The following is a 24408-nucleotide window of genomic DNA, read 5'->3' as shown; positions in this document are numbered from 1 at the left end:
TGTGAGCAGAAAGTCTGCGGAGCTGATCAGCAGCCTGCTCCGTCGAGTCCGCAGGCGTCACCGGCGGCCGACAGATCGGTCAGAGCCGGGCGGGTCTTTTCAAATTCGCCCCAGGCTGTTTCGAGTGCCTTCAGAAACGTTTCGGGCTGTTGCGCCCCCGAAACCGCATAGCGCTGGTTGAGCACGAAAAACGGAACACCCCGCACGCCCACCTGCTGCGCTTCGTAAATGTCGCGGCTCACGGTATCGGCAAACTGGTCGCTGTTGAGCACGGCCGTGATGGCCTCGGCGGGCAGACCTACGTCGGTGCCCAGCTCTACCAGCGTAGCGTGGTCGGCAATATTGCGACCTTCGGTGAAGTAAGCTTTGAACAGCCGCTCTTCCATGGCATCGCCCAGTCCGTGCTGGTTGGCCAGCTTACTCACCCGGTGGGCATCCCACGAGTTGGCCACAACGGACTTACTGAAATCGTAAGACAGGCCTACCTGACGGGCCATGTCGGTTACCTGCTCGGTAATCTGGTTTGCCTGTTCGAGGCTCCAGCCTTTCGATTCGGCCAAATAGGCAACGGTCGACTTGGTCGGGTCGGTAACGAGGTCGGGGTTCAGCTGGAAGCTTTTCCAGGTTACCCGAATCTGCTCGCGCTGGGGAAACTGAGCGAGCGCCTGTTCGAACTTTCGTTTGCCGATGTAGCAAAAGGGGCACATCACATCACTCCAGATGTCAACGTCCATTGGTTTATTCGGTTAAGGAGCCTGCGCTCCGTCGATGAACTGACTAACAACCTTATGATTGCTAACAGTGTTAGTAAAAACGCAAAAAAATTCAGCGCGTCAGCGCCTTGACGAAACTACCAACGGCATCCTGCAGCACCAGCAGCCCCATGGCTTCGTCGCCCGGATGCCGGTCGATCATGCGAATCGATACCAGCCCGTGCAGCAATGACCAGTAGGTCTGGAACTTCAGGTGTACATTGGTGCAGTCGATCGCGGCACCGTCCTGCGCCATAACCTGCCCAATCAGGCCCATAACGACCTCGCCAAACTGGCGCATCTCGGTCACCTGGATCGCCTGCTCACAGGTTGGTATGCCCAGCCCAAACATGAGCTGGTAGTACGCCTGGTTGTTGAACGCAAACTGCCAGTACGCTTCGCCGATGCGTTCGAGCTGCTCGGCTGGCAACAGCAATGGATCGGTTTCGGCGTTGATAGCGGCCAGCAGCCGGCTGAAGCCTTCGCGCGTAAACTCCATCAAAATGGCGTCTTTGCTGTCGAAGTGGCTGTAAATGACTGGCACGCTGTATTCGATGGCATCGGCAATCTTACGAATCGACAGCGACGACCAGCCTTCGGCCAGTACCTGCTGCCAGGCGGCCGTCAGGATACTGTGCCTGACTTCTTCCTTTTGCCGTTGTCTACGTTCCAGAATGCCCATTCGGTGTGGTGTTCGCTTTTATAACAGTGTTAACTTTAGTGGGCTCTGATTAGTTCCCGTTACAGGTATCTGTCATTGATACTGAAAATAACTTATGATTATCAGGCTGTTACAGACAGTCTACGTCGATCACGATACTGACCTGCCGCAACCCTTTATCGGTCAGAATATCGTTGATGCGTTCCTGCATGAAAGCTTTCACGGCCTTGATATTCACCTTGTCGCGCTCGAGTTTGATCAGAATATCGAACAGAAACTGGTTGCGGATACGCTCGACCAGCGGTTCTTCGGGCCCCAGTACGCGGCTGCTGCCCAGGGCATCGGTCAGTTCGGTGGCCAGCCGTTCGGCCGCCTGCTGGCTGATGCGCTTGTCGGTGTGCCGAACAGTGAGCTTGATCAGGCGCGAAAAAGGCGGGTAGTTAAAATCCTGCCGCTCCTGAATTTCCTCGTCGTAGAGCCCTTTGTAGTCGTTCTGGATGATTTTCTGCAGAATGGATTGCTGCGGGTTCGCCGTCTGAATCAGCACCGTACCCTGCCGGCCTGCCCGCCGGCCCGCCCGCCCGCTTACCTGCGTCAGCATCTGAAACGAGCGTTCGGTGGCCCGGAAGTCGGGGAAGTGAATCAGCCGGTCGGCGTCGAAAATACCGACCAGACTAACGTTATCGAAATCGAGGCCCTTGGTAATCATCTGCGTGCCCACCAGAATATCGACGTTGCCCGTCTCGAATTCCTGAATAATCTGCTGATAGGCGTTTTTGGCCCGGGTGGTATCGAGGTCCATCCGCAGCACTTTCGAATCGGGAAAAAAGAGCTGAAGCTGGTCTTCGAGTTTTTCGGTACCGAAGCCAATGGTTTTGACTTTGGTGGAACCGCAGGCAGGGCACAGACGCGGTACTTCTTCCTTGTGGCCGCAGTAGTGACAGCGTAGTTCGGCCGCCCGCTGGTGGTAAGTGAGACTAACAGCACAGTTGTTACACTCGGCAGTCCAGTCGCAGTCTTCACACTGCAGGTAGGGCGAGTAGCCGCGCCGGTTCTGAAACAGGATGCTCTGCTGCCGACGCTCGAGGTTGTTTTCCAGAGCCGTCAGCAGGGCCGATGAAAACTCCTGCTTCATGGTTTTCTGATTTTTCTCGCGCTTGGTATCGACCAGCCGGATGTCGGGCAGGGTAGCGTCGCCGAACCGGTGGAACAGCTCCACCAGCCCGTAGCGGCCCTGTTTGGCCTGGTAGTAGGTTTCGAGGGCGGGCGTGGCCGAGCCGAGCAGTACTTTGGCCTGCTGCCACTGGGCCAGCATAATGGCCACGTCGCGGGCGTGGTAGCGTGGAGCGGGGTCGTGCTGCTTGTAGGATGTTTCGTGCTCCTCGTCGACGATAATCAGGCCGAGGTTATCGAACGGCAGAAAGACCGCCGACCGCACCCCCACCACGAACTGGTATTGCCCCGACACTACCCCTTTCCAGACTTCGACCCGCTCGTTGTCGGAAAACTTGGAATGGTAGATGCCCATTTTGTCGCCAAACACGCGCTGAAGCCGAACCACGATCTGGGTGGTCAGGGCAATTTCGGGCAGCAGATACAGCACCTGCGAACCACCACCCAGTGCCTGCTGAATCAGGTTGATGTAGACCTCGGTTTTGCCGCTGCCCGTGATGCCGTGGAGCAGCACCACATTCTGCTGCTCGAACTGCGCCAGAATCTCGTCCGACGCGCGTTGCTGATGCTCGGTCAGGCGAATTTCGGCAGTGGCCGTGATGGTATCGGCAAAGCGGGGCTGAATGACCTCGAACGTTTCGAAAACCTGGTTTTTGATCAGCGTGGCCAGCGACGACTGCGACAGCTCATCGTCCTGATTGAGCAGGGTTTTGTCGAGGCCTTTCTCGTTCAGTTCGGGGCTGCGCTGCAGCGGCACGTGGCTAAGGTAGCGCATGAGCACCTCCTGCTGTTTGGGCAGTTTTTCGAGTCGTTGCAGCAGGATCAGCAGCTGGTCGCGGTTTTCATAGATCCGGTTGAGCCTGATCTTGCGCACCATCTTGGGAATGTATTTTTCCTTGACCTCCTCAAACACGATCACGGCTTTCTTGCCCACCAGCGATTTGATAAGCGCCGGCACGTTGGTGCCCTCGCCCGCCAGCCGCCCCAGCTCGTCGTAGGAGAGGGCGGGGTGCTTTTTAAGCTCCGTCAGCAGCACCTCTTCCAGCTCGGTCAGCAGCTCGGGGTAGTCGAAATCGGGGTTGAACTGCACCTTCGACTGACTCGATATTTTCAGGCCCGACGGCAGGGCGATGTTCATCACATCGCCGATGCTGCACATGTAGTACGCAGCCATCCAGCGAAACAGTTCGAGCTGGTAACCCGTCACGAGGGGGTATTCGTCGAGCAGTTCGCTGATGTAGCGGGCCTGATAGGCAGTCGGGGGGGAGTTATGGAGCCGTGCCACCACGGCGGTCATCACGCGGCTGTTGTTTTTGCCAAAGGGCACAATAACCCGCGCGCCAATCTTGACCAGTTCGGCCATGGCACGGGGCACGCGGTAGGTAAATAGCTTCGGAACGGGTATGGGCAGAATCAGGTCGGCAAAGACGGTAACTTCGTCGGTGTCGGGAACTGAAAAAAGCGAATAAGACTGGTTTTCCACGAATTGAGTGCGGGCGGTACGTCAGGTAAATATACAGAAAACGCCCCGGAGCCCCCGCTAATTCCAGCACCGGCAAAAAAGAGTCGGGGGCATAAATCAGCGCAACCGTATCTGCCTTCGGCGGTACGAAAAAAACGGAATTCCTTGATCGGTATCTCAGGTCGCCACCCGGCCAGAATGCTGTTGGGTGCTGAATAATATAATTTCGGGCTGTTACAAACCTTTGCAAATACATTGCTTGTTATGACCGCGTATAACCTGGGTAATCAAGCAGATCAACTAGACAATGACTGAGAATCAGCAACCGTACGACGTACTGATAGTGGGGGGCGGTCCCTGCGGCCTGGCGGCTGGCATCGAAGCCGTGAAAGCCGGCCTGTCGCACCTGATTCTGGAAATGGGGAGCCTGACCGAATCGATCCGGCAGTACCCGCGCCGGATGCGGTTTTTCTCGACAGCCGAGAATATCGAGATCGGCGGCCTGCCATTTCCTATCTCGGGGGTGAAGGCCGGGCGCGACGAAGCCCTGCAGTACTACCGCAAAGCGGCTGCCTACTATAACCTGAACTTCAAGCTGTTTCAGCAGGTCGACCGGGTCGATAAGGTGGGCGACCTCTTTACGGTCGTAACGACGGCGGGCGATACCTATCAGGCGCGCCGGGTAATTATGGCGACGGGCTATTTTACCCGCCCCCGCTGGCTGAACATTCCGGGCGAAAATCGGCCCCACGTGTCGCATTACTACGACGAGCCGTTCAAATATTCGTTTACGAACGTGGTCATTATCGGCGGCTCCAACTCAACGGTCGAAGCGGCACTGGAACTGTATCGCCACGATGTTAACATCACGGTGGTGCACCGGGGCGACGACTTCCGCAGCACGGTGAAATACTGGCTTGTTCCCGACGTGAAAAACCGGGTGAAGGAAGGCAAAATCAACACCCGGTTCGACTCGGTGGTGACGGAGATCGGTGAAAAAACCGTCACGGTGCATAACCTCAAAACGGGCGAAGAAACACAGCTGCCGGCCGATTTTGTGCTGGTGCTGACAGGCTACATCCCCGACGCCGATTTGCTGCGTCGCTGTGGCATCGAACTCGATCCGCTCACGCAGGTACCGGTCTACAACAAGGAAACGTTCGAAACCACGGTGCCGGGCCTCTACGTCTGTGGCACCGTAATGGCGGGTATTTACACGGAAAAGGTGTTTATCGAGAACGGCCGCGAACACGCGCAGGCTATCATCGACCACATTATGGGCCGCGACATTCACCAAGTGAAAGAGCTGATTCAGCGTATCTGATTTTTCAGGCAGGGTTGCTAATTTTTTGACAGGGGTACGGCCGTCCACCCGGGCGTGGGCGGATTGGCAGGGTTTTATTGGCTGCATAAACCGATAAGACAGATATTGCAGCGTTGTGCGTGTTTTTTGGGGTTACGTCCGAACTTCGGTTCGGGCCGGCCTCCTGAAAAAAAACCGGCTAATCCGCCCGGCGGCCCGGCCATAATCCTGTCTGCAATGCCTATACGCCCGCTTATTCTGGCCCTGCTGCTCTCGCTTAAAGCGGTAGCCCAGCAACAGCCTGCCAACGACTGGACCAACCGCTACTGGACGGCCAAATGGATTACCCCGCCCGGTGTGTCGGGTCGTCAGTACGGCATCTATCACTTCCGCAAAACCCTCGACCTGGCGCAGAAACCCAGTCGTTTCGTCGTGCACGTCTCGGCCGACAACCGGTATCAGCTGTTCGTAAACGGAAAGCGGGTGGCCTTGGGACCGGCCCGCAGCGATCTGCAGCACTGGTACTACGACACCATTGATCTGGGTCCGTTTCTGCAGGCGGGCCGCAACGTGCTGGCTGCCCAGGTCTGGAACATGGGCGATGGTACGCCCGTCGCGCAGGTAAGCTACCAGACGGGCTTTATCGTGCAGGGCGACGGCGCTGCCGAAGCCGCTGCCAACACCGACAACAGCTGGAAAAGCTACCAGAACCCCGCTTATTCGCCGATTAAAAACGACATTCCCAAGCTGCGCACCTACATCGTGGTGGGCGATGGTGACCGGGTCGACGGAGCCCGGTACCCGTGGCGGTGGGAGCAACCCGACTACGACGAAACGGCCTGGAAACCGGCGCAGGCGCTCTGGTTTCAGGCCAAACCCCGTGGCTTTGGCACCGATGGGAACTGGCAGCTGGAACCCCGCCCCATACCCATGATGGAGGAGCGGCCCATTCGACTGGCAGCGGTTCGGCGCACCGAAGGCGTAACGGTGCCCGCTGCGTTTCTGGCTGACGGTAGCCCCGTAACCATCCCGGCCAGCACCACCGCCACGCTATTGCTCGATCAGGGACACCTCACCAATGCGTATCCGGAACTGACCGTGAGCGGGGGGAAGGGCGCGCTGGTAACCCTGACGTATGCCGAAGCGCTGGTCGACGCGGCCGGTAAAAAAGGCAACCGCAACGAGGTAGACGGTCGGCGCGTGGTGGGATTCGACGATCAGTTTCTGGCCGATGGCAGCGACCGACGCCTGTTTCGGCCGCTGTGGTTCCGCACCTACCGTTATTTGCAGCTGCGGGTCGAAACCGGCGCAGAACCGCTGCGGATCGACGAGCTGACGGGGCAGTTTACGGGCTACCCGTTTGCCGAAAAAGCCCGTGTCGCTACCAGTGATTCGGGCCTGTCGGCGCTGTGGGAGGTGGGCTGGCGTACGGCCCGGCTCTGCGCGGGCGAAACGTACTACGATTGTCCCTACTACGAGCAACTGCAATACACGGGCGACACCCGCATTCAGGCGCTGATTTCGCTCTACGTGTCGGGCGACGACCGGCTGATGCGCAAAGCTATTTCCGATTACGACCATAGCCGGTTCAGCGACGGTCTGACCCAAAGCCGGTACCCCTCGGCCGATTTTCAGGTAATACCCACGTTTTCGCTGTTCTGGGTCTGCATGCTCCACGACTACTGGATGCACCGCCCCGACGATGCGTTTGTGAAATCGATGCTGCCGGGTATGCTGGCGGTACTGAACTGGCATGAGGAACGGCTCGACAAGGGCGGTATGAACGGCCCCCTGAGCTGGTGGAACTTCGTCGACTGGTCGAGCTGGAAAGGCGCGCAGGCCGAAACGGCGGGGGGCGTGCCGGCAGGAGCCCGTACCGGCGGGTCGAGCATACTGACGCTGCAGCAGGCCTATACCTACCGGCGGGCCGGCGACCTGCTGGCCCATTTCGGGCAGAACGAACGGGCCGAACACTACCGCGAACTGGCGCGTCGGCTCACCAAAGCGACCTACGCCCGCTGTTACGATGCCGGACGAGGCCTTTTTGCCGATACGCCGGCCAAGACGACGTTTAGCCAGCACGCCAATATCCTGGCCGTACTGACCGATGCCCTGCCAGCGGCTCAGCAACCGGCGCTGCTGCAGAAAACCATTGCCGATACCAGTCTGACGCAGGCGACATTTTATTTCAAGTTCTATCTGTTCGAAGCCATGCACAAGGCCGGCCTAGGCAACCAGTTTATCGGGCAATTAAAACCGTGGCGCGACATGCTGGCCCTGGGCCTGACCACGTTTGCCGAAAACCCCGAGCCAACCCGCTCCGACTGCCACGCCTGGAGTGCTTCGCCCCTCTATGAACTGCTGGCAACAACCTGCGGCATTCGGCCCGCCGAGCCCAATTTCAAAAGCGTTCGGATCGAACCGGCGTTCGGTGCACTCAGCACGGTGTCGGGTCGCATGCCGCACCCGGCTGGCGAAATCGCCGTGCAGTTTCGGAAAACACCCGCCGGTGGCCTCACCGGCACCGTTACGCTGCCGGCCGGCCTGACGGGCACCCTGCGCTGGAACGGCAAAGCGATGCCCCTGAAAGCCGGTGCTCAGCCCGTAACCCTTTAGAGCCGGACTGCACCGACAATCTGCTGGTTGTCGGTGCGCTGCACGTAGAGGAGTACGGCCAGCTGATCGGGAGCGAGGTCGCCGGGGAGGGGAAGTGTAATCCGGCCTTCCGGCGAAGCCGCTACGCTGCTGAATTGCCGGACCACGTTGCTGTTGACGAGCGTTCGACCGCCGTTCTCACCGGATTGTACCACCGTGCGGGCCTGTTGCTGCACCACGGCCACGTTGACCCGGTAAGGCCCGCTGACCGAGAGGGTGTACTGCACCATCAACTGACGGGCCGACCGGTTCATCCGGCCGCCGATACCCACAAACGTTGTTGCCGGTTGCTGCTGGATGTGCTGAATGGCCGTTTCGATGCGACTCTGCTGACTGCCCACGAAATCCTGCCGGCCGTTGATGATGAGCTGGGGTGTGTAGGTCTGGGTGTGCAGCAGGCGGTTGTATTGCTGTTGGCGCTGTGTAAACAAAGGCTGGCTAAACGGGTCGCGCCAGCCCAGGCGGTTCCAGTAATCGACGTGAAAGGATAGCCCGTAAACGGCCTGGCCTGAAGCCGACGCCCGTTCGGTTAGCTGCTGCAGCACCCGGTCGGCCGCGGGGCAGCTCGAACAGCCCTGGGAGGTGAATAGCTCAAGCACAACGACCGGCTGGGCCGTTGGCCGGCTGGCTGGTTTCGGGCTGCCGAAAAGACCGGCGAGGAGTATCAGCAGTAGCATACGTCTGTTCGGTGTAACGATATGAACGGTAATGGTGCCGGCATACTCAGGTGTATCCGGCAACGAATGGGCAGACCCGATCAAAACGGATCGAGCCCGTTATAAGCCCACGTAGTAGTCGTAGCCCCGCTCGGCCCAGAAGTCGCGCGGACGTTCATCGGCGAAGAACATCCGGCCGATGCGTTTGAGGTTTTTTACCCCGTACTTAACCGGAATGATGAGTCGGAGGGGCGCGCCGTGCGGGGCCGTGATGGGCTGTCCATTCAGTTCGTAGGCCAGCAGGGTCTGCGGGTGAAGCGCACTGGCCATGTCGATCCCCACATAGTACCCTTTGTCCGGTGTTTCCAGGCCTACATGGTGGTAAAGATCGTCGGCGTTGTCGGCGCTGGGGGCGTTGCCGCTGCGGGTGCCCAGCTTATAGGCCGCCAGGAAATCGGCCAGACGGGCGCCACCCCAGTGCTGTACCTGGCTCCAACCCTCGATGCACTTGAATTCATAGATGATCTCATGCTTCGGCAGCGCCCTGATCGCGTCGATGGACAGCTGCAGCGATGGCGCACCCGGCCGGTCGACCTGGAGTTGCCAGTTGTCGGGAATGGGTTTTTTAATGCCTTCATAGCCATTAACCCGGGCCTTGCGAACGGCTTCGCTGCGGACAAAGGTAGGCACCAGGTGATCGTTGCTGAAGTACGTCTGGCCCACGGTTTCGTTGGCGTTGAGCACCGACCGCAGCGGCTGCCGGATGCCGAGGGCGTTGGGGCTGCGCCGGATGTACTCGTACACACCAAACGGCACGGTGGCCGCCAGCGCGAACAGGCCAAAGGCCTGCAACGTTTTTCGGCGCGTTACCGACTCGGGAAGGTCTTCTTCGGGGAGGTTGGGTTCTGGGTTGAGGCTCATGACAGGGCGGGTTGGGTAGGCGTAACCGGATCCGTTTCGGGGGTATCGGCGGGGGCTGGGCGTTCGGGATCGGCAGGCTTCACGACGTCGAAGCCCGTTACCATCGACTGGAAATTGTGCCATCCCGCCCGGATTACCTGCGCTACGTGAATCAGGAAAAACAGCACATAACCCAGCGTCAGGATAAAATGCTCGAGCCGGGCGGCTTTGTAGCCACCCAGCAGGGTAGTCAGCCAGGCGATCTGAACCGGCTTGTAGATGGCAAAACCCGTCAGGACCGAGCCTGCACCCATAAGCATAACGGAGAAGTAAGCGATTTTCTGCGCGCCGTTGTACTTGATGAAAGGCGGCTGGGTTTTGCGCAGGCCCAGATCGTAGGCCGTTACCTGAATGGCTTCGCGAAACGAGTGTCGGTTTGGCACCAGATGCCGCCATTCGCCCGACAGAAACGTATAGCCCACGTAGAGCAGCCCGTTGCCGATAAAAAGCCACATAAACACCCAGTGCCAGGCCATACCTTCGGCCAGTCGGAACGGCACGTTCAGGAATTTGTAGAACCCATCGGGGAAGAACGAAATCACGTAAGCGCCAAACTCGATCTTGTAGGGGTCGTAGGCCCAGTAAATCAGCAGGCCGCTCCAGATCATAACGAACAGCACTGGAAAATTGATCCAGTGAAACCAGCGGATAGCCAGTGGATGCTTGTGAACGATGCGCTTCGATGGCATAACAGGGCCGTGTTACAGGTAAGTGGGTTCGTTACCGAACGACTAAGTTCAGGAATATATACGCAACCTGGTAGCCGTCAGACTGGTTTGTCGGTGGGCCTGTTGGGAACCCGGAAATCGCGCCGGCCCGCTTACTTTTGCAATCTGTATTATTCCTTCATCCGATATGATTCTAAAAACCATTGACGTAGGCCCGTTTAAACTCGATGGGGGGGCTATGTTTGGGGTCGTGCCCAAAACGATCTGGCAGAAAACCAACCCCGCCGATGACCGCAATCTGTGCGAATGGGCGCTGCGCTGCCTGCTGATCGAAGACGGCAACCGGCTGATGCTGGTCGACACGGGAACCGGCGACAAGCAATCGGAGCGCTTTTTTGGCTTCTACGATCTTCCCAACGGCAAAACCCTCGCGGGTGCCATCGAGCAGGCTGGCTATAGCCCGACCGAGATAACCGATGTGCTGCTGACACACCTGCATTTCGACCATGCCGGGGGGGCGGTACACTATGCCGATGCCGCCCGGACCAAACTGACTCCCGCCTTTGGCAACGCCGAGTACTGGGTGCACAGCGGGCAGTGGAACTGGGCCATGAACCCCAACCCCCGCGAGCGGGCTACCTACCTGAGCGAAAATCTGCTGCCCCTGCAGGAAAGCGGGCAACTGCGTTTCTGCGATCGGCAGCAGCCACCTATCGGCGGGCTGGAGCTGATGTATGTGGATGGGCATACCGAAAAAATGACGCTGACTAAACTGGCGTACGCCGGCCGAACGTTACTCTTCTGTGCCGATCTGATTCCGTCGGCTTCTCACGTGCCGGTGCCCTACGTAATGGGCTACGACATTCGGCCGATGGTGGCCATGACCGAGAAAGAGCAGTATCTGGAGCAGGCTGTCGATCAGGACTGGATTCTGGTGTTCGATCATGATCCGTACGTGGAGGCTGCTACCGTGGAGCGGACCGAAAAAGGGATTCGCATCAAACAGAAAGGCAGTCTGGTCGAGTTACTATAGAAGTGCCCGCAGCTGGCAACTGGTATCGGGCACCAACGCCGTTATTGCTGGATAGCTATGAACATTGGGTTGGTTTTATCGGGTGGTGGGGCCCGGGGTATTGCGCACCTGGGCGTGATCAAGGCCCTGCAGGAAATGGGTATCGGCTTCAGCCAGCTGTCGGGAACGAGTGCGGGGGCCATTGCCGGCGCGCTGATTGCCCAGGGCTACTCGCCCGACGAGAGTCTGAAATTAATCGAATCGTCGTCGTTTATGCGCCACCTGCGCCCGGCCTGGAACCGGATGGGCCTGCTGCGACTCGACACGGCTATCGACCTTTATCGTAAATACATTCCCCACGATTCGTTCGAAGGGCTGCAGATTCCGCTGCACGTGGTGGCGGTCGATCTGCTTGGGGGCTGCCAGGTGCTGTTCGAGTCGGGCGAGCTGATCCGGCCGGTGCTGGCGTCGTGTTGCCTGCCGGGTATTTTCGAGCCCCTGCTCATCAACAAGCGGCAGTACATCGACGGCGGGGTACTCAACAACCTGCCCCTCGAATGCATCGAAGATAAAGTCGACTTTATTGTGGGCTCGCACTGCAACCCGTTTGGCATGGCCAAGCCCATCCGGTCGATGCGGGGTGTAATCGAGCGCAGCCTGATTCTGGCCGTACAGAGCAAAACCCGTGACAAGTTCAGTCGGTGCGACGTGGTGATCGAACCGCCCGACCTGGTCGGTTATAGCCCTACCGACGTAAGCAAGGCGCGGGAGCTGTTTCGGATCGGCTACCAGTATGCCCGCTCGCAGCGGGCTGTTATTGAACAGGCCCTGCAAACCCATTCGTCGCCCTGATGACGACAGGCTGGTGCTACTGGCTGGTGCGCCGACCCGGATGGGTCGGCGCACTTTTTTTTAACATGGTATAACTACTTAGTTTTGTTCTGGCTGCATTATGGCGTTAAAAAACAGTCGGTCTTTTGATAGGATTAATCGCATAAGGAATATAAAACAGAATATAACATTACTATTTTGGTCTATAGCAGAAGAAAAAAATGCGCTTAAATGACAGGGCGATTTTTTATTTAATGGCCAGTAGTCTTATTTTCGGCCGTTCATCGTGTCTGTTTAACCTAAAACAAACGAGTCTATGAAAGTAATTTTACTGGTGAGTCTATGGCTGGTATGCTCAATCGGAGCACCGGCGTGGGCTCAGGATCGGACCATTACGGGGCGGGTCGTCTCAGCCGAAGATGGGAGTGCCATGCCGGGGGTGTCGATCGTATTGAAAGGAACGTCGCGGGGCGCCAATACCGATGCCAACGGGACGTATTCGATTGTCGCCCCGAGCAACGGGGGCGTGCTGGTCTACAGTTTCGTGGGGTCGGCCAGCCAGGAAGTAGAAATCGGTAACCGCTCGGTTATCGACATTAAACTCATCAACGACTCGAAGCAGCTGGGCGAAGTGGTCGTAACGGCCCTCGGTATCCAGCGCGAGAAAAAAGCGCTGGCCTACGCAACGGCTAACCTCAAGGGCGATTACCTGCAGCAGCGTTCGGAGCCCGATCCGCTGCGCGCCCTGTCGGGCAAGGTGCCGGGTGTAAACATTACCTCGGGCGGGGGCGCACCGGGGCAGGCTACCAAAATTAACATTCGCGGCAATACCTCCTTCACGGGTAACAACCAGCCCCTCTTCGTCGTCGACGGGATTCCGTTCGACAACTCGTCGAACAGTGCCGGATCGAGTTTTGCCAACAACAGCGTTGTCTCGAACCGGGCCTACGATATCGACCCGAACAACATCGAAGCCATGACGGTGCTGAAAGGTGCGGCTGCGTCGGCGCTGTACGGTTCGCGGGGTGCCAATGGGGTAATCGTGATTACCACCAAATCGGGCAGCAAGAGCGCCAAAAAAGGGTTGGAAGTAACCTACAACGGATCGTACTCGGTTGAGAAGATTTCCACCATTCCCGACTATCAGAACACGTATTCGCAGGGTTCGAACCAAACCTACAACGGAGGCTTTATTGGCAACTGGGGTACGGTAATGCCCTCGGAGGTCGATCGTATCAACCAGCAGCTGGGTTTCAACCGGTACTCGAAAACCATTGTCGATGGCTATCCCGAAGGCACGGTACCAAACCCGGTCGTAGGGGTTCCCTACACGGCCGCGCGCTACAAATCGGTGTTTCCCGAACTGCTCGACGCCAATGGCAATGCACTGCCGGTGCCACTGCAGGGCTACGATATCATCGGCGGCTTTTTCCGGCAGGGTAGCGTAATCGAAAACAGTATCAACATCAGTTCGACCGGCGACAAAACGTCGCTCAACGCCGGGGTATCGCGTACGACCAACAACGGAATTATTCCTAACTCGTACTCGAACCGGACATCGCTCAACTTTGGCGGCAGCGCCACGCTCAACAACGGGCTGCACATTGCGGGTAACGTCAACTACGTGAACACGGCCCAGCAGAGTCCGCAGTCGGGTGCCTCGTACTTTACCGACTATAGCTCGGGATCGAGCAGTTCGATTTATGACCGGCTGTTCTACCTGCCGCGCAACTACAACCTGAACGGTTATCCGTTCGAAAATCCGGTTGACGGATCGAACGTATTTTACCGCGCGCTCGACAACCCGCTCTGGATTGCCAAATACAACCTGTATAACTCCGACGTAAACCGGGTATTCGGCAACATGACGCTGAACTACGACGTAACGTCGTGGCTGAACCTGACGGCGCGGGGTGGGGTCAACACCTACCACGAAACCCGCCACAACAACATCCGGCCGGGTGGCACGGTCATACCGCTGGGTTCGGTATCGCGTACCGAGCTGACCAAAACCGAAACGGATTTCACGTTCCTGGCAACAGCCAACCACGATTTCAGCGAGCGCTTCAATGCGCACCTGCTGGTTGGTTTCAACGCCAATGAGCGCAATTACCAGCAGGCTGTGCTGATTGGCAACCAGGTAATCGACGCTAACGTGATGAACGTGGGTAGTACGCTGACGCAGACGGCCAGCGAATACGGCGAGAAGCGCCGGATCTACGGGATTTTCAGCGAACTGGGGCTGTCGTATAACAACTACGCATTCCTGACTGCTACCGTTCGCAACGACCGCTCGTCTACGCTGTCGACCTCGGCGCGCAGCTACTTCTACCCCGCTCTGTCGGCATCGTTTATTTTCACCGACGCGCTGCGGATGCCCCGCACGATCCTGAACATGGGTAAGATCCGGGCCAACTACGCCAAGGTGGGTAAAGATGCGGATCCGTACCTGGTGTATACCCAGTACAATTTGGGCCGGGCGTTCGTCAACGGAACGGCGTACTCGATCACGAGCCTGCCCTCGCAGCTCAACAACCTGGGGCTGAAGCCGGAGTTTACGGCCGAAACCGAAGTCGGTACCGAACTGCAGTTTTTCAACAACCGCATCAACCTCGACATGGCGTACTTCTATCGCAAGTCGACGGACCTGATCGTGCCGCGCCGGATTGCTACGTCGACCGGTTTTGCGACCGAAATCACCAACGCTGGTCAGATCGACAACAAGGGCGTTGAGATTGGGCTGACGCTGGTGCCGGTTCGGCTCAACAACGGTTTCGAATGGTCGTCGACGTTTGCCTTCACGCGGCTGCGCTCGAACGTGGTCGACGCCGGTCCATCGAACGAAATCTTCCTGGGCGGTACGGGCCTGTCGTCGCTGGGTACCATGCACCGCGTGGGCAACCCCTTCGGTATGATCTATGGTACGGTGAATGCCCGCAGCGAAAGCGGCAAGCTGCTCATCAACTCGAGTACGGGTCTGCCTTTCACGCTGCCGCAGTCGCAGCTGCTGGGTAACCCGGCCCCCGACTTCACGCTGGGCTGGACCAATAATTTCTCGTTTAAAGGCTTCCGCCTGTCGGCGCTGATCGACTACCGCAAGGGCGGTAAAATCTTCTCGGCAACGGCGGCTTCGCTGCTGCTGCGGGGGCAGCTGAAATTCTCGGAAGACCGCGAAGGGATGCGCGTGATTCCGGGCGTGTACGGCGATCCGGCTACGTATAAGGCACTACTCGATGAGAACGGCAAGGAAATCCGCAACACCATTCCGATGTCGGCTTTCCAGTACCACTTTACGAGCGGCTATGGTGCTTACGGGGCCGACGAAACCAACGTATACGATGCAACGGTGATCCGGCTGCGGGAGGTGACACTGGGCTACGACGTGCCAAAGACATTCCTCAACCGCTACATCAAAGTGTTTGGGAGCCTGCGGGCATCGGTGTCGGGCCGGAACCTGTGGTTCTACGCGCCCAACATGCTGAAAGGCCTCAACTTCGATCCCGAAGTGCTGGCCAGCTACGCCGAATCGAACATCCAGGGCTTCGACCTGGGGGCCGCCCCGTCGACACGCCGGTACGGTTTCAACCTGACGGCTACGTTCTGATCACCCGTTCGCTTTACTTGTTTACTTACCTGATCTGAACCAATGAAACGATCCTATAAAACTTACCTGAAAACGTGGGCACTGGCTGGCGTACTGCTGGGACTAAACGCCTGTCAGCTCACGGATCTGGATATCAATACCAACCCCAACCAGCCTGCCACCGGCTCGCTCAAGCTGCTGCTGCCCAACGCCGAGCTGGCGGCCATCAACTCGGCCACCCAGATCGTCAACACGGCCTCGGGTTTTGCCGGGCAGATCACCAGTTCCGACGATTACGACCTCAACAATAACTCGTTCAACGGCACCTGGGACAACTTCTACCTCTCCATGCAGAACGTAGAGCAGATGCTGCGGGCCACCGAAGACGGGCTGAATCCAGCCTACCGGGGTATTGCGCTGACGCTGAAGGCGTTTGCCGTAGGAAATATGGTCGATACGTTTGGCGACATTCCGTATTTCGATGCCTGGAAAGGCAACGTGGCCGGCACCGACCGGGCGGTGAAGTTCGACAAAGACGCCGTGATCTATGAAGACCTCATCAAGCTGTGCGATCAGGCCGTGGTCGAGTTTGGTAAAAATCAGGCTGTTGCCGTATCGGGCGATTTTATCAACAACGGCAGTGCCGCTTCGTGGATTCGGCTGGCCAAAACGGTGAAACTGCGGTTGCTGATGAATTCGCGCAAAGGCCGCACCACCGGCAACGCCGATCTGAAAGCAGCCTTCGCAGCGGGTGGTTTCATCAGCAGCTCGGCGCAGGATTTCATCTACCAGTACTCGACCCAGATTTCGCCCGTTGATAACCGCCACCCCTGGTTCCGCAACTCGTATCTGGCCGATAACGGGTTCACCTACATCAACCACCAGCTGATGGGTGAGATGATCCTGAACAAAGACCCGCGGCTGCCTTTCTATTTCTACCGGCAGACCGCACGGGTGCTGAACCAGGCCGATCCTACCGACCGGGGCACCACACCTTACGGCGGCACCTACATGCCGCTGCGGGCTTCGTTTCTGGCCGAATACAAAAAGGTGTTCTACAACGATACCAAAGAGCTGACGACCGACGACATCGCCTACATTGCGGGCATCTTCGGTCGCGACCGGGGCGACAACACAGGGGCTGCGGCCGATACCCCGCTGCGCACCGCGCCGGGCGCTTATCCGGCGGGTGGCCTGTACTCGGGCCGTGAAATTGCGGCCCGGGCGCTGACCGGCGGCACGGGTAGCGGCAACGGTATCTGGCCCATCATGACCAGCTGGAACGTGAAGTTCTACCAGGTCGAAGCCATTCTGGACGGTACCGGCGTAACGGGCGATGCCCGGGCGCTGTTTGAAGCCGCCATGCGCGAGCAGATTGCGCTGGTTGTCCGGACGGCCCAGCGCGTCGACAGCAAATCGGTGGCGCCTACCGATGCCAGCATCACAGACTACGTAAACAACTGGCTGAAACTGTACGATGCGGCACCAACCGATCAAGGTAAGCTCAACGTGGTAGCCAAGCAGATCTGGTTCTCCACCTGGGGCCAGGGCCAGGAAATCTGGAACCTGATGCGCCGGACGGGCTATCCGCTCCAGGGGCAGTTCAAACAATTTTCGACGACGATCCAGGCCCCTATCCTGAAACCGAAACGGCAGTATGCGCTGCGGTTGCCGTACCCATCGCAGGAAGGTAGCCTCAACAGCAACGCGGCTCCTTATCTGCAGAACGTGATCTTCGACCGTGACCCGCTGTTCTGGGATAAAACCAAAGTGACCTGGAGTTTCTAATCAGACCTGTACTGCGGGCGGTCTGGCCGGCCAGACCGCCCCTCTAACGCCTATACGCATGAAAAAATTAGTTACCTACGCCCTGTCGTTCAGTATGCTGGTACTGCTGGGCTGCCGCGATGAATCGTTGAGTCCGTTGCCCGGCTGGGATCCCGGCGTACATGCCTTCGGTGTGTTCGATGGCGTTGCCGAAGCCAACAAAGCGAATATTGTCAGCTTCGCCCGCAACTTCCCCAAAACGGGGCAGGATCAGGCATCGGCTGCCCTGCCCTTCAAAATTCGCTGGGTATCGCTCGATAATATGCTGACAGTCAATAAAGTCGAAATCTATGTCGACATGATCGAGAACTATACCGACCCCGACGGGAACCCGAAATCGGTATCGCTGGGCAGTGGCGGCAAACTGGTCAAAACCATCAGCCCGGCCGCCGGAAACCGCCAGTGGAGCTCGTTCACCATCAGCCCGACCGAGGTGTACAACCTCTACAAAGATGCGACCGTCAAATACGATAAGGTCAACGCGGTGAAGGTGTTTAGCAACCCGGCCAATGCCCGCCCGACCGGCAAATGGTTCAACGGCAGCGAATATTTCGTGATGGTGTGGCGGCTCTACACCACCGACGGGCAGGTATTTACGACCTGGAACCCCGACAGTATCTGTGGCGATCCAACGCCGGTGTCGGAAGCTAACGCCAACTGCAGCCTGACCTGGGACGTGAAATAGGGCATGACCTGACCCATAAAGTACCCGTTGACAATAGCAGACCCGGCCGGGTCTGCTATTTTTAATTCAAAACCTCAATGAATCACACCGGTGAGCAATCGGCTTTTTCTCGTTCTGGCGCTTTTGTTTTTGGCCATCGGCTGGGCCTCGGCTCAGACGCCGACCTACGTTGCCGATGTGCAACCCATTGTGCGGCAGCACTGTGCGCCCTGTCACCAGCCGGGTGGGGTGGGGCCGTTCAGCCTGCTGACGTTTGCCGATCTGACCAAACGGGCGAAGTTTGTGGGCAAAGTCACACAGAGTCGATACATGCCGCCCTTTCCGGCCGACCGGTCGTTTCAACACTACGCCAATGAGCGGGGCCTGTCCGACGCCGAGATCAAAACCATTGCCGACTGGATCAGCGGAGGTATGCCCGAGGGCAAGGCACCCCGCCGGACATCGGCGCCCGCACCGGTAGCCGGCGTCACCGTTCGCCCGCCCGACCTGGTGTTGCGCATGAAGCCGTACAGCATTCGGGGCGATGGGCAGGAGGATTTTCGGTATTTCCACGTGCCCATGCACTTGCCGGCCGATGTATGGGTCGAAACCATCGAGTTTGTGCCGGGCAACCGGAAACGTCTGCACCACAGCCGCCTGATGATCGATTCGACGGGAACTATGGCCGGCATCGATGGCCTGCGTGAAGACGATCCGCGCCTGCGCCTGTTCCAGCAGACGCCCCTGGCCGACGAATTTCTGTATGGCTGGGTGCCCGGCAACGATCGGGTTACGTTTCCGGCCGGTACGGCAAAACGTATTAGGGCCGGCAGCGATCTGATTCTGAACATACACTATGCCCCCTCGGCGCAGCCCGAAACCGATCAGTCGGAGGTCCGGCTCTACCTGAGCCGGGAGCCGGCCCCCCGGCCCGTGCAGACCCTGACGCTGACCGAGCGGCAGATTACCAATCAGCCATTCAGGCTCCCCGCCGGCACGCAGCCCGCTTTTTTTATGAACTACGGGCCGCTGCCCGACAGCGTCCGGCTGCTGTCGGTAATGCCGCACATGCACCGCCTGGGCCGAACGGTGCGGGCGTTTGCTATTACGCCCGACGGCGACGCGATCAACCTGATCGCCATTCCCGACTGGGATTATAACTGGCAGCTGTCGTATTTCTTTCGTGAACCGCTCGTGATTCCAAAGGGCTCCACCATTCTGGCCGAAGCCCACTACGACAACACCGATCAGAATCCGCTCAACCCCAGCCGCCCTGCCCGAACGGTGGGCTACGGCTGGAACTCGACCGACGAGATGATGAATCTTGTTTTTTACTACGTTCGCTAAGTCTATAAGTAACGCACCCGCTCAACACCAGTCAGCCCTTTGTGTCAGCACCGACAATGAGCTGGCTTATAACCCAGCCGCTTCGGGCAGTGCGCCTACCAAAAATCCTGAGTAAGTAGTTACTACAGTTTATATCTGAGCCAGAAGCCCTTGTCAGCCAACAAGGGCTTCTGGCATATAGGCGATTAACCATCGATAAAGTAGGCCTACCAGCCGATCGGCGATGAATTGTTTTATTCAGGAGAAAAATGGTATATTTTAAGTTCAGGTCGCTACTCTGTTAATTTTACAGGTAATTTGGCAGGTAAACGGTACTAAAAATTTAATCTATGAGAGGTTTTTTACTCCTGTTGCTGGTGTTTGGAGCGGCTCTGCTGAGCCATCCGTCACTGGCACAAGCCCGGCGCGTCACCGGAACGGTAACCATGTCGGAAGACGGTACGCCCCTGCCCGGCGTATCGGTAATTGCCAAGGGCACAACCCGGGGTACGCAGACCGATGCGACCGGTAAATACACGCTGGAAATTCCGGCCAACATCAACACACTCGTCTTTAGCTTTGTGGGCGTAGCTACCCAGGAAGTATCCGTAGGCAGCCGGTCGGTGGTCGACGTGGCCATGAGCAACGACACCCGCTCGCTGAATGAAGTAGTGGTAACAGGCTACGGCGCCCAGTCGAAGCGGAACATCACCGGCAACATTGCCAGCCTTAACGCCCGCGATGTCGAAAACGTACCGGTGCCCAGCGTCGAGCAGGCCATTCAGGGCAAGGTGGCCGGGGTGCAGGTTACGTCGCTCAATGGTAAAGTAGGCCAGGGGCTGCAGATTCGGGTGCGGGGCTCGTCGTCGCTGACGGCCAGCAGCCAGCCACTCTACGTAATCGACGGGATTCCCGTCACCTCGTCCGACCAGTCGTCGACCACGGCACCGACCAACCCCATTGCCGACCTCAACTCCAACGATATCGAATCATTCGAGGTGCTGAAAGATGCCTCGGCGGGTGCCATTTATGGCGCGCGGGCGGCCAACGGCGTGGTACTCATCACGACCAAGAAAGGGAAGGCCGGAAAAACCATGTTCGAAGCCTCGGCCCAGGTCGGCAGCAGTACGCCAACACACCTGCGGCAGTGGCTCAATACGAACCAGTACGTCGAACTGTTTACCGAAGCCCGCAACAACTCGGCCGCGCTGGGTATCCCCGTCTATTCGACCACCTCGCTGACCAACCGCTTTACCCGCTACGCAGCGGGTGATGCCGCCGGCTGGCAGGCCCCCAATCCCAAATACAACACCGACTGGCAGAAAGAAGCTTTCCAGGCAGCTCCGTCGCAGCAGTTCGATCTGAGCGCCCGGGGTGGCGATGCCAAAACCCGGTTCTTTATTTCGGGGCAGTACTTCGACCAAAACGGGATCATCATCAAGAACCGATTCCGCCGGATGAGCGGTCGAATCAACGTCGACCATACCGCCACCGACCGGCTGACGCTGGGCGCCAACCTTAACCTGGCCCACACGATCAACGACCGTGTATCGAATGATAATGCCTTCTCGACCCCGATGCAGATTGTGGCGCTGCCCCCGATGACTCCCGTCATCGACCCGCGTACCAATCAGTTGAGCGGCAACTACACGCTCTACTATAACCCGCTGCTTAACCGCGATTTTGCTGCCCTGCAGGCCCGCGTGTACCGCGTGTTTGGTAGTACCTATGCGCAGTATCAGATCCTGTCCGGTCTGTCGTTCCGTACAGAGTTTGGTGCTGACATTCTGTCGCAGCAGGAAGAAGAATACTATGGTCGCGAAACGGCCCGTAACACGGGTGCCCCCAACGGCCTGGGCGCGAACAGCTTCCGGCAGGTGGTCAATTACACCACCAACAACTATTTCAACTTTGGCCGTACGTTTGCCGAGAAGCATGACGTTGATGCCACGCTGGGTATGTCGTACCAGGAGTCGCGCAGTAACTTCAACTCGGCTACGGGGCAGCAGTTTCCCAGTAATGCCTACAAGCAGCTGGCATCGGCCGCCCGCATTACGGCGGGTACGGGTACCGAAACGGCCTATAGCTTCCTGTCGTACTTCGGACGGGTCAACTACCGGTTCAACAACAAGTACATTCTGGGTCTGTCGGGCCGGGTCGATGGTTCGTCGCGGTTCGGAGCTAACAACAAATACGGCTTCTTCCCGGCAGCTTCGGTGGGCTGGATCATCTCCGACGAGAACTTCATGAAGTCGGTACCCGCACTGAGCCTGCTGAAACTGCGCGCCAGCTACGGTCTCACGGGTAATGCCGAGATCGGTAACTTCAACTCGCAGGCGCTGTATACGGCCGGAGCAGGCTATGCCGGCGTACCGGGTCAGGCTCCCGTTCAGGTACCCAACCCCGATCTGACCTGGGAGAAAACGCTGCAGACCGATATCGGTCTTGACTTTGGTGTACTGAACGGGCGGATTTCGGGTAGTGTCGATTATTACCAGAAAAATACCAGTTCGCTGCTGCTGAGCGTGAACGTACCCGGCTCGACCGGCTATCGGACGCAGCTGCGGAACGTGGGCAAAATGGAAAACAAAGGCGTTGAGTTCGTGCTGACAACGGAAAACGTCACCGGTGCCTTCAAATGGACCACCTCGCTCAATCTGGCCTACAACACCAATAAGGTAACGGACATGGGCGGTACGACCATCACTGGTTCGTTCCTGAACCGGGCACAGGAAGGTCAGCCGCTGGGCGTGTTTTTCGGACCTGAGTATGCCGGTGTCGACGTGCAAAACGGCGATGCCCTGTACTACAAAAACACCATGAACGCTGATGGCAGCCGCGACCGCACCACGACCAACGATTACAACAGTGCGGAATACGTAGCACTGGGCACCCCAACGCCCAAGGTCATCGGTGGCCTGACCAACACCTTCAATTACGCTGGCTTCGACCTGAACGTGCTGCTGCAGGGCCAGTATGGTAACTACATCTACAACGGGGGCGGCAAGTTCCAGTCGGCCAACGGCGATTTCTTCGATAACCAGTCGATCGATCAGCTGAATCGCTGGCGCAAAGCCGGCGATATCACCAACGTACCACAGGCCCGCCTGCTGGGTGGCAACGGTACAGGCGAATCGTCTCGTTATCTGCAAAAGGGCGATTTTACCCGGCTGCGGTCGGTGACGCTGGGCTACACGCTGCCCAAAGCCCTGCTTAGCCGGCTCAAGATGAACCGGGTTCGGGTGTACGTATCGGGTCTGAACCTGCTGACGTTTACCAACTACACGGGCTGGGACCCGGAGGTTAACTCGGATGCCTACTCGGCAAACCCCGTCAACCTCGGCATTGATTTCTATTCGGCTCCCCAGCCAAAAACCCTCGTTGGTGGCCTGCAAATCGGTTTCTAACGCCAACTCCATACGACGTATATCATGACGACAAAATCAATACTCAGTGTAGCTGCGCTGGCAACGGGTCTCTGGCTCTCGTCCTGTAGCAGCCAACTCGATATTAAGCCGGTCACGAACGTATCGGCCGGTCAGGCGCTTTCGAACGCCGACGACCTGAATGCCCTGCTGGTGGGTGGCTACGATGCCCTTGGCAGTGTCAATCTTTACGGCGGGAACCTGCAGCGCGATGCCGAACTGCTGGGCGACAACGGTGAGGTCGACTGGACGGGTACGTTTGTGGCGCCCCAGCAGATGTTCACCAAGCGGCTGCTGGTCAACAACGATCAGGCCGATGTTACCTGGACAGATGCGTACCGGGCTATCAATATCTGCAACACCGTACTGGCCAATCTGAACCTGGCGGCTGCGGCCGATAAGGCCCGGATCGAGGGCGAGGCCAAGTTTATCCGGGGTTCGCTTTATTTTGAACTGGTGCGGGTGTATGCCCGCACCTGGGGCGATGGCGATGCCAATGCTAACCCGGGCGTACCCATCGTGCTGAAGCCTACCGAAACGCTCACCGCGGCCGACAATGTGCCCCGCAGTACGGTGGCTGCCGTGTATGCCCAGGCCATTCAGGATCTGACCGATGCCGAGGCTAAACTGCCGACGGTCGACGATCGGTTTGGCTTTTTTGCCACCAAAGGGGCCGCTGCTGCTCAGCTATCGCGGGTGTATCTGCAGAAGTCTGATTACCCCAATGCCGCCAGCGCAGCCAACCGGGTAATTGCCGCCAATGTCTACAGCCTGGTGCCCACGGAGCAGGTATTCGATCTGCGGCTCAACATCAGCGGTGTCAATACGGATGAAACCATCTTCGCCATCCAGAACACCGATCAGGATGCTAACAACAACCTCAACACGTTCTATGGCGCGTCGGAATACGGCGGTCGGGGCGATATCGAGATTACCAGCAAACACCTGAACCTATACGAAGCTGGCGATAAGCGGGGCGATGTGCAGGGCGATTTTTCATTGTTCTACCAGGACGAAATCGGAGCTATCCGGACTGCCAAGTTTGTGAACCAGTACGGCAACGTGCAGGTGTTACGGCTGGCCGAAATGTATTTGACGCGGGCCGAAGCCAACTTCCGGGCCGGCACGTCGGTGGGGGCTGCCCCGCTGGCCGATGTGAACCTGATCCGGGCCCGCGCGGGCCTGGCCCCGCTCACGGCCGCTCAGCTGACGGCAGCCGCTATTCTGAAAGAGCGCCGGCTGGAACTGGCGTTCGAAGGTACGCTGATTCATGACCTGAAGCGTACCCGGCAGAATGTGGGCAGCCTGGCTTATAACAGCACGCGCCTGATCTACCCCATCCCGCTCCGTGAGGTGAACACCAACCCGGCTCTGATTCAGAACGCCGGTTACTAACCGAAGCAGGTAGTCTTTTTTACGGCCGGTGGTATCGTTTCGATGCCGCCGGCTT

At 58.1% G+C, this 24408-nt stretch carries 16 protein-coding genes; 10 read left to right on the top strand and 6 right to left on the bottom strand.

Annotated elements, in window-relative coordinates; all coding sequences use genetic code 11:
- Positions 1-26: 26 nt before the first annotated feature.
- From ACYVAC_RS21670 to priA, 3 genes are all read right to left on the bottom strand, one after another.
- Complete coding sequence (locus tag ACYVAC_RS21670; protein WP_461099912.1) at positions 27-734, bottom strand: DsbA family oxidoreductase; 708 nt, start codon at positions 732-734, stop codon at positions 27-29.
- Positions 735-825: 91 nt separating this feature from the next.
- The gene (locus tag ACYVAC_RS21665) at positions 826-1434 is read right to left on the bottom strand and encodes a TetR/AcrR family transcriptional regulator (protein ID WP_461099911.1); all 609 of its coding nucleotides are present in this window, start codon (positions 1432-1434) and stop codon (positions 826-828) included.
- Positions 1435-1543: 109 nt separating this feature from the next.
- Complete coding sequence (gene priA, locus ACYVAC_RS21660) at positions 1544-4069, bottom strand: replication restart helicase PriA (protein ID WP_461099909.1); 2526 nt, start codon at positions 4067-4069, stop codon at positions 1544-1546.
- Between the two features lie 286 nt (positions 4070-4355).
- Between priA and ACYVAC_RS21655 the strand changes: the two genes are divergently transcribed.
- Positions 4356-5372, top strand: coding sequence for a YpdA family putative bacillithiol disulfide reductase (locus ACYVAC_RS21655; RefSeq protein ID WP_461099908.1), 1017 nt, complete (start codon positions 4356-4358; stop codon positions 5370-5372).
- A 216-nt stretch (positions 5373-5588) separates the two neighbouring features.
- Positions 5589-7967, top strand: coding sequence for an alpha-L-rhamnosidase-related protein (locus tag ACYVAC_RS21650; protein WP_461099907.1), 2379 nt, complete (start codon positions 5589-5591; stop codon positions 7965-7967).
- On the opposite strand, the gene ACYVAC_RS21645 is transcribed toward ACYVAC_RS21650, so the two are convergent.
- From ACYVAC_RS21645 to ACYVAC_RS21635, 3 genes are all read right to left on the bottom strand, one after another.
- Positions 7964-8683: a DUF1223 domain-containing protein gene (locus ACYVAC_RS21645; protein ID WP_461099906.1), complete on the bottom strand. Its 720-nt coding sequence runs from the start codon at positions 8681-8683 to the stop codon at positions 7964-7966. The two genes, ACYVAC_RS21650 and ACYVAC_RS21645, sit on opposite strands and share 4 nt — an antisense overlap.
- Before the next feature lie 99 nt (positions 8684-8782).
- Positions 8783-9583, bottom strand: a complete 801-nt coding sequence (locus ACYVAC_RS21640; RefSeq protein ID WP_461099905.1) for a molybdopterin-dependent oxidoreductase — start codon at positions 9581-9583, stop codon at positions 8783-8785.
- Positions 9580-10311 (bottom strand): cytochrome b/b6 domain-containing protein, encoded by a 732-nt coding sequence (locus ACYVAC_RS21635; protein WP_461099904.1) that lies wholly within the window; start codon positions 10309-10311, stop codon positions 9580-9582. Before ACYVAC_RS21635 ends, ACYVAC_RS21640 begins: the two co-directional genes overlap by 4 nt.
- Positions 10312-10477: 166 nt before the next feature.
- Here ACYVAC_RS21635 and ACYVAC_RS21630 point away from each other — a divergent pair, with 166 nt between their 5' ends.
- From ACYVAC_RS21630 to ACYVAC_RS21595, 8 genes are all read left to right on the top strand, one after another.
- Positions 10478-11323: an MBL fold metallo-hydrolase gene (locus ACYVAC_RS21630; RefSeq protein ID WP_461099903.1), complete on the top strand. Its 846-nt coding sequence runs from the start codon at positions 10478-10480 to the stop codon at positions 11321-11323.
- A gap of 57 nt (positions 11324-11380) precedes the next feature.
- Positions 11381-12154, top strand: a complete 774-nt coding sequence (locus ACYVAC_RS21625; RefSeq protein WP_461099902.1) for a patatin-like phospholipase family protein — start codon at positions 11381-11383, stop codon at positions 12152-12154.
- A 295-nt stretch (positions 12155-12449) separates the two neighbouring features.
- On the top strand, positions 12450-15737 hold the full coding sequence (locus tag ACYVAC_RS21620; protein ID WP_461099900.1) for a SusC/RagA family TonB-linked outer membrane protein: 3288 nt from the start codon (positions 12450-12452) through the stop codon (positions 15735-15737).
- A gap of 42 nt (positions 15738-15779) precedes the next feature.
- A complete protein-coding gene (locus tag ACYVAC_RS21615) occupies positions 15780-17504 on the top strand; it encodes a SusD/RagB family nutrient-binding outer membrane lipoprotein (RefSeq protein WP_461099899.1) in 1725 nt (574 codons plus the stop codon).
- 58 nt (positions 17505-17562) lie between these two features.
- The gene (locus ACYVAC_RS21610; RefSeq protein WP_461099898.1) at positions 17563-18228 is read left to right on the top strand and encodes a hypothetical protein; all 666 of its coding nucleotides are present in this window, start codon (positions 17563-17565) and stop codon (positions 18226-18228) included.
- A gap of 123 nt (positions 18229-18351) precedes the next feature.
- The gene (locus tag ACYVAC_RS21605; protein WP_461099897.1) at positions 18352-19554 is read left to right on the top strand and encodes a monooxygenase; all 1203 of its coding nucleotides are present in this window, start codon (positions 18352-18354) and stop codon (positions 19552-19554) included.
- 329 nt (positions 19555-19883) lie between these two features.
- Positions 19884-22940 (top strand): SusC/RagA family TonB-linked outer membrane protein, encoded by a 3057-nt coding sequence (locus ACYVAC_RS21600; RefSeq protein WP_461099896.1) that lies wholly within the window; start codon positions 19884-19886, stop codon positions 22938-22940.
- A gap of 24 nt (positions 22941-22964) precedes the next feature.
- On the top strand, positions 22965-24353 hold the full coding sequence (locus tag ACYVAC_RS21595; RefSeq protein WP_461099894.1) for a RagB/SusD family nutrient uptake outer membrane protein: 1389 nt from the start codon (positions 22965-22967) through the stop codon (positions 24351-24353).
- Positions 24354-24408: the final 55 nt, after the last annotated feature.

The organism is Spirosoma luteolum, assembly GCF_054778875.1.
The sequence above is the reverse complement of the archived record's forward strand: the minus strand, read 5'-3'. Positions and strand labels throughout refer to the sequence as shown.

Bases quoted from the DNA above. Each gene is read 5' to 3' on its own strand.
- ACYVAC_RS21645 (WP_461099906.1), bottom strand. From the start codon at position 8,683: ATGCTACTGCTGATACTCCTCGCCGGTCTTTTCGGCAGCCCGAAACCA.
- ACYVAC_RS21640 (WP_461099905.1), bottom strand. From the start codon at position 9,583: ATGAGCCTCAACCCAGAACCCAACCTCCCCGAAGAAGACCTTCCCGAG.
- ACYVAC_RS21615 (WP_461099899.1), top strand. From the start codon at position 15,780: ATGAAACGATCCTATAAAACTTACCTGAAAACGTGGGCACTGGCTGGC.
- ACYVAC_RS21610 (WP_461099898.1), top strand. From the start codon at position 17,563: ATGAAAAAATTAGTTACCTACGCCCTGTCGTTCAGTATGCTGGTACTG.
- ACYVAC_RS21670 (WP_461099912.1), bottom strand. From the start codon at position 734: ATGGACGTTGACATCTGGAGTGATGTGATGTGCCCCTTTTGCTACATC.
- ACYVAC_RS21650 (WP_461099907.1), top strand. From the start codon at position 5,589: ATGCCTATACGCCCGCTTATTCTGGCCCTGCTGCTCTCGCTTAAAGCG.
- ACYVAC_RS21595 (WP_461099894.1), top strand. From the start codon at position 22,965: ATGACGACAAAATCAATACTCAGTGTAGCTGCGCTGGCAACGGGTCTC.
- ACYVAC_RS21665 (WP_461099911.1), bottom strand. From the start codon at position 1,434: ATGGGCATTCTGGAACGTAGACAACGGCAAAAGGAAGAAGTCAGGCAC.
- ACYVAC_RS21620 (WP_461099900.1), top strand. From the start codon at position 12,450: ATGAAAGTAATTTTACTGGTGAGTCTATGGCTGGTATGCTCAATCGGA.
- ACYVAC_RS21630 (WP_461099903.1), top strand. From the start codon at position 10,478: ATGATTCTAAAAACCATTGACGTAGGCCCGTTTAAACTCGATGGGGGG.
- ACYVAC_RS21655 (WP_461099908.1), top strand. From the start codon at position 4,356: ATGACTGAGAATCAGCAACCGTACGACGTACTGATAGTGGGGGGCGGT.
- ACYVAC_RS21635 (WP_461099904.1), bottom strand. From the start codon at position 10,311: ATGCCATCGAAGCGCATCGTTCACAAGCATCCACTGGCTATCCGCTGG.
- ACYVAC_RS21625 (WP_461099902.1), top strand. From the start codon at position 11,381: ATGAACATTGGGTTGGTTTTATCGGGTGGTGGGGCCCGGGGTATTGCG.
- ACYVAC_RS21600 (WP_461099896.1), top strand. From the start codon at position 19,884: ATGAGAGGTTTTTTACTCCTGTTGCTGGTGTTTGGAGCGGCTCTGCTG.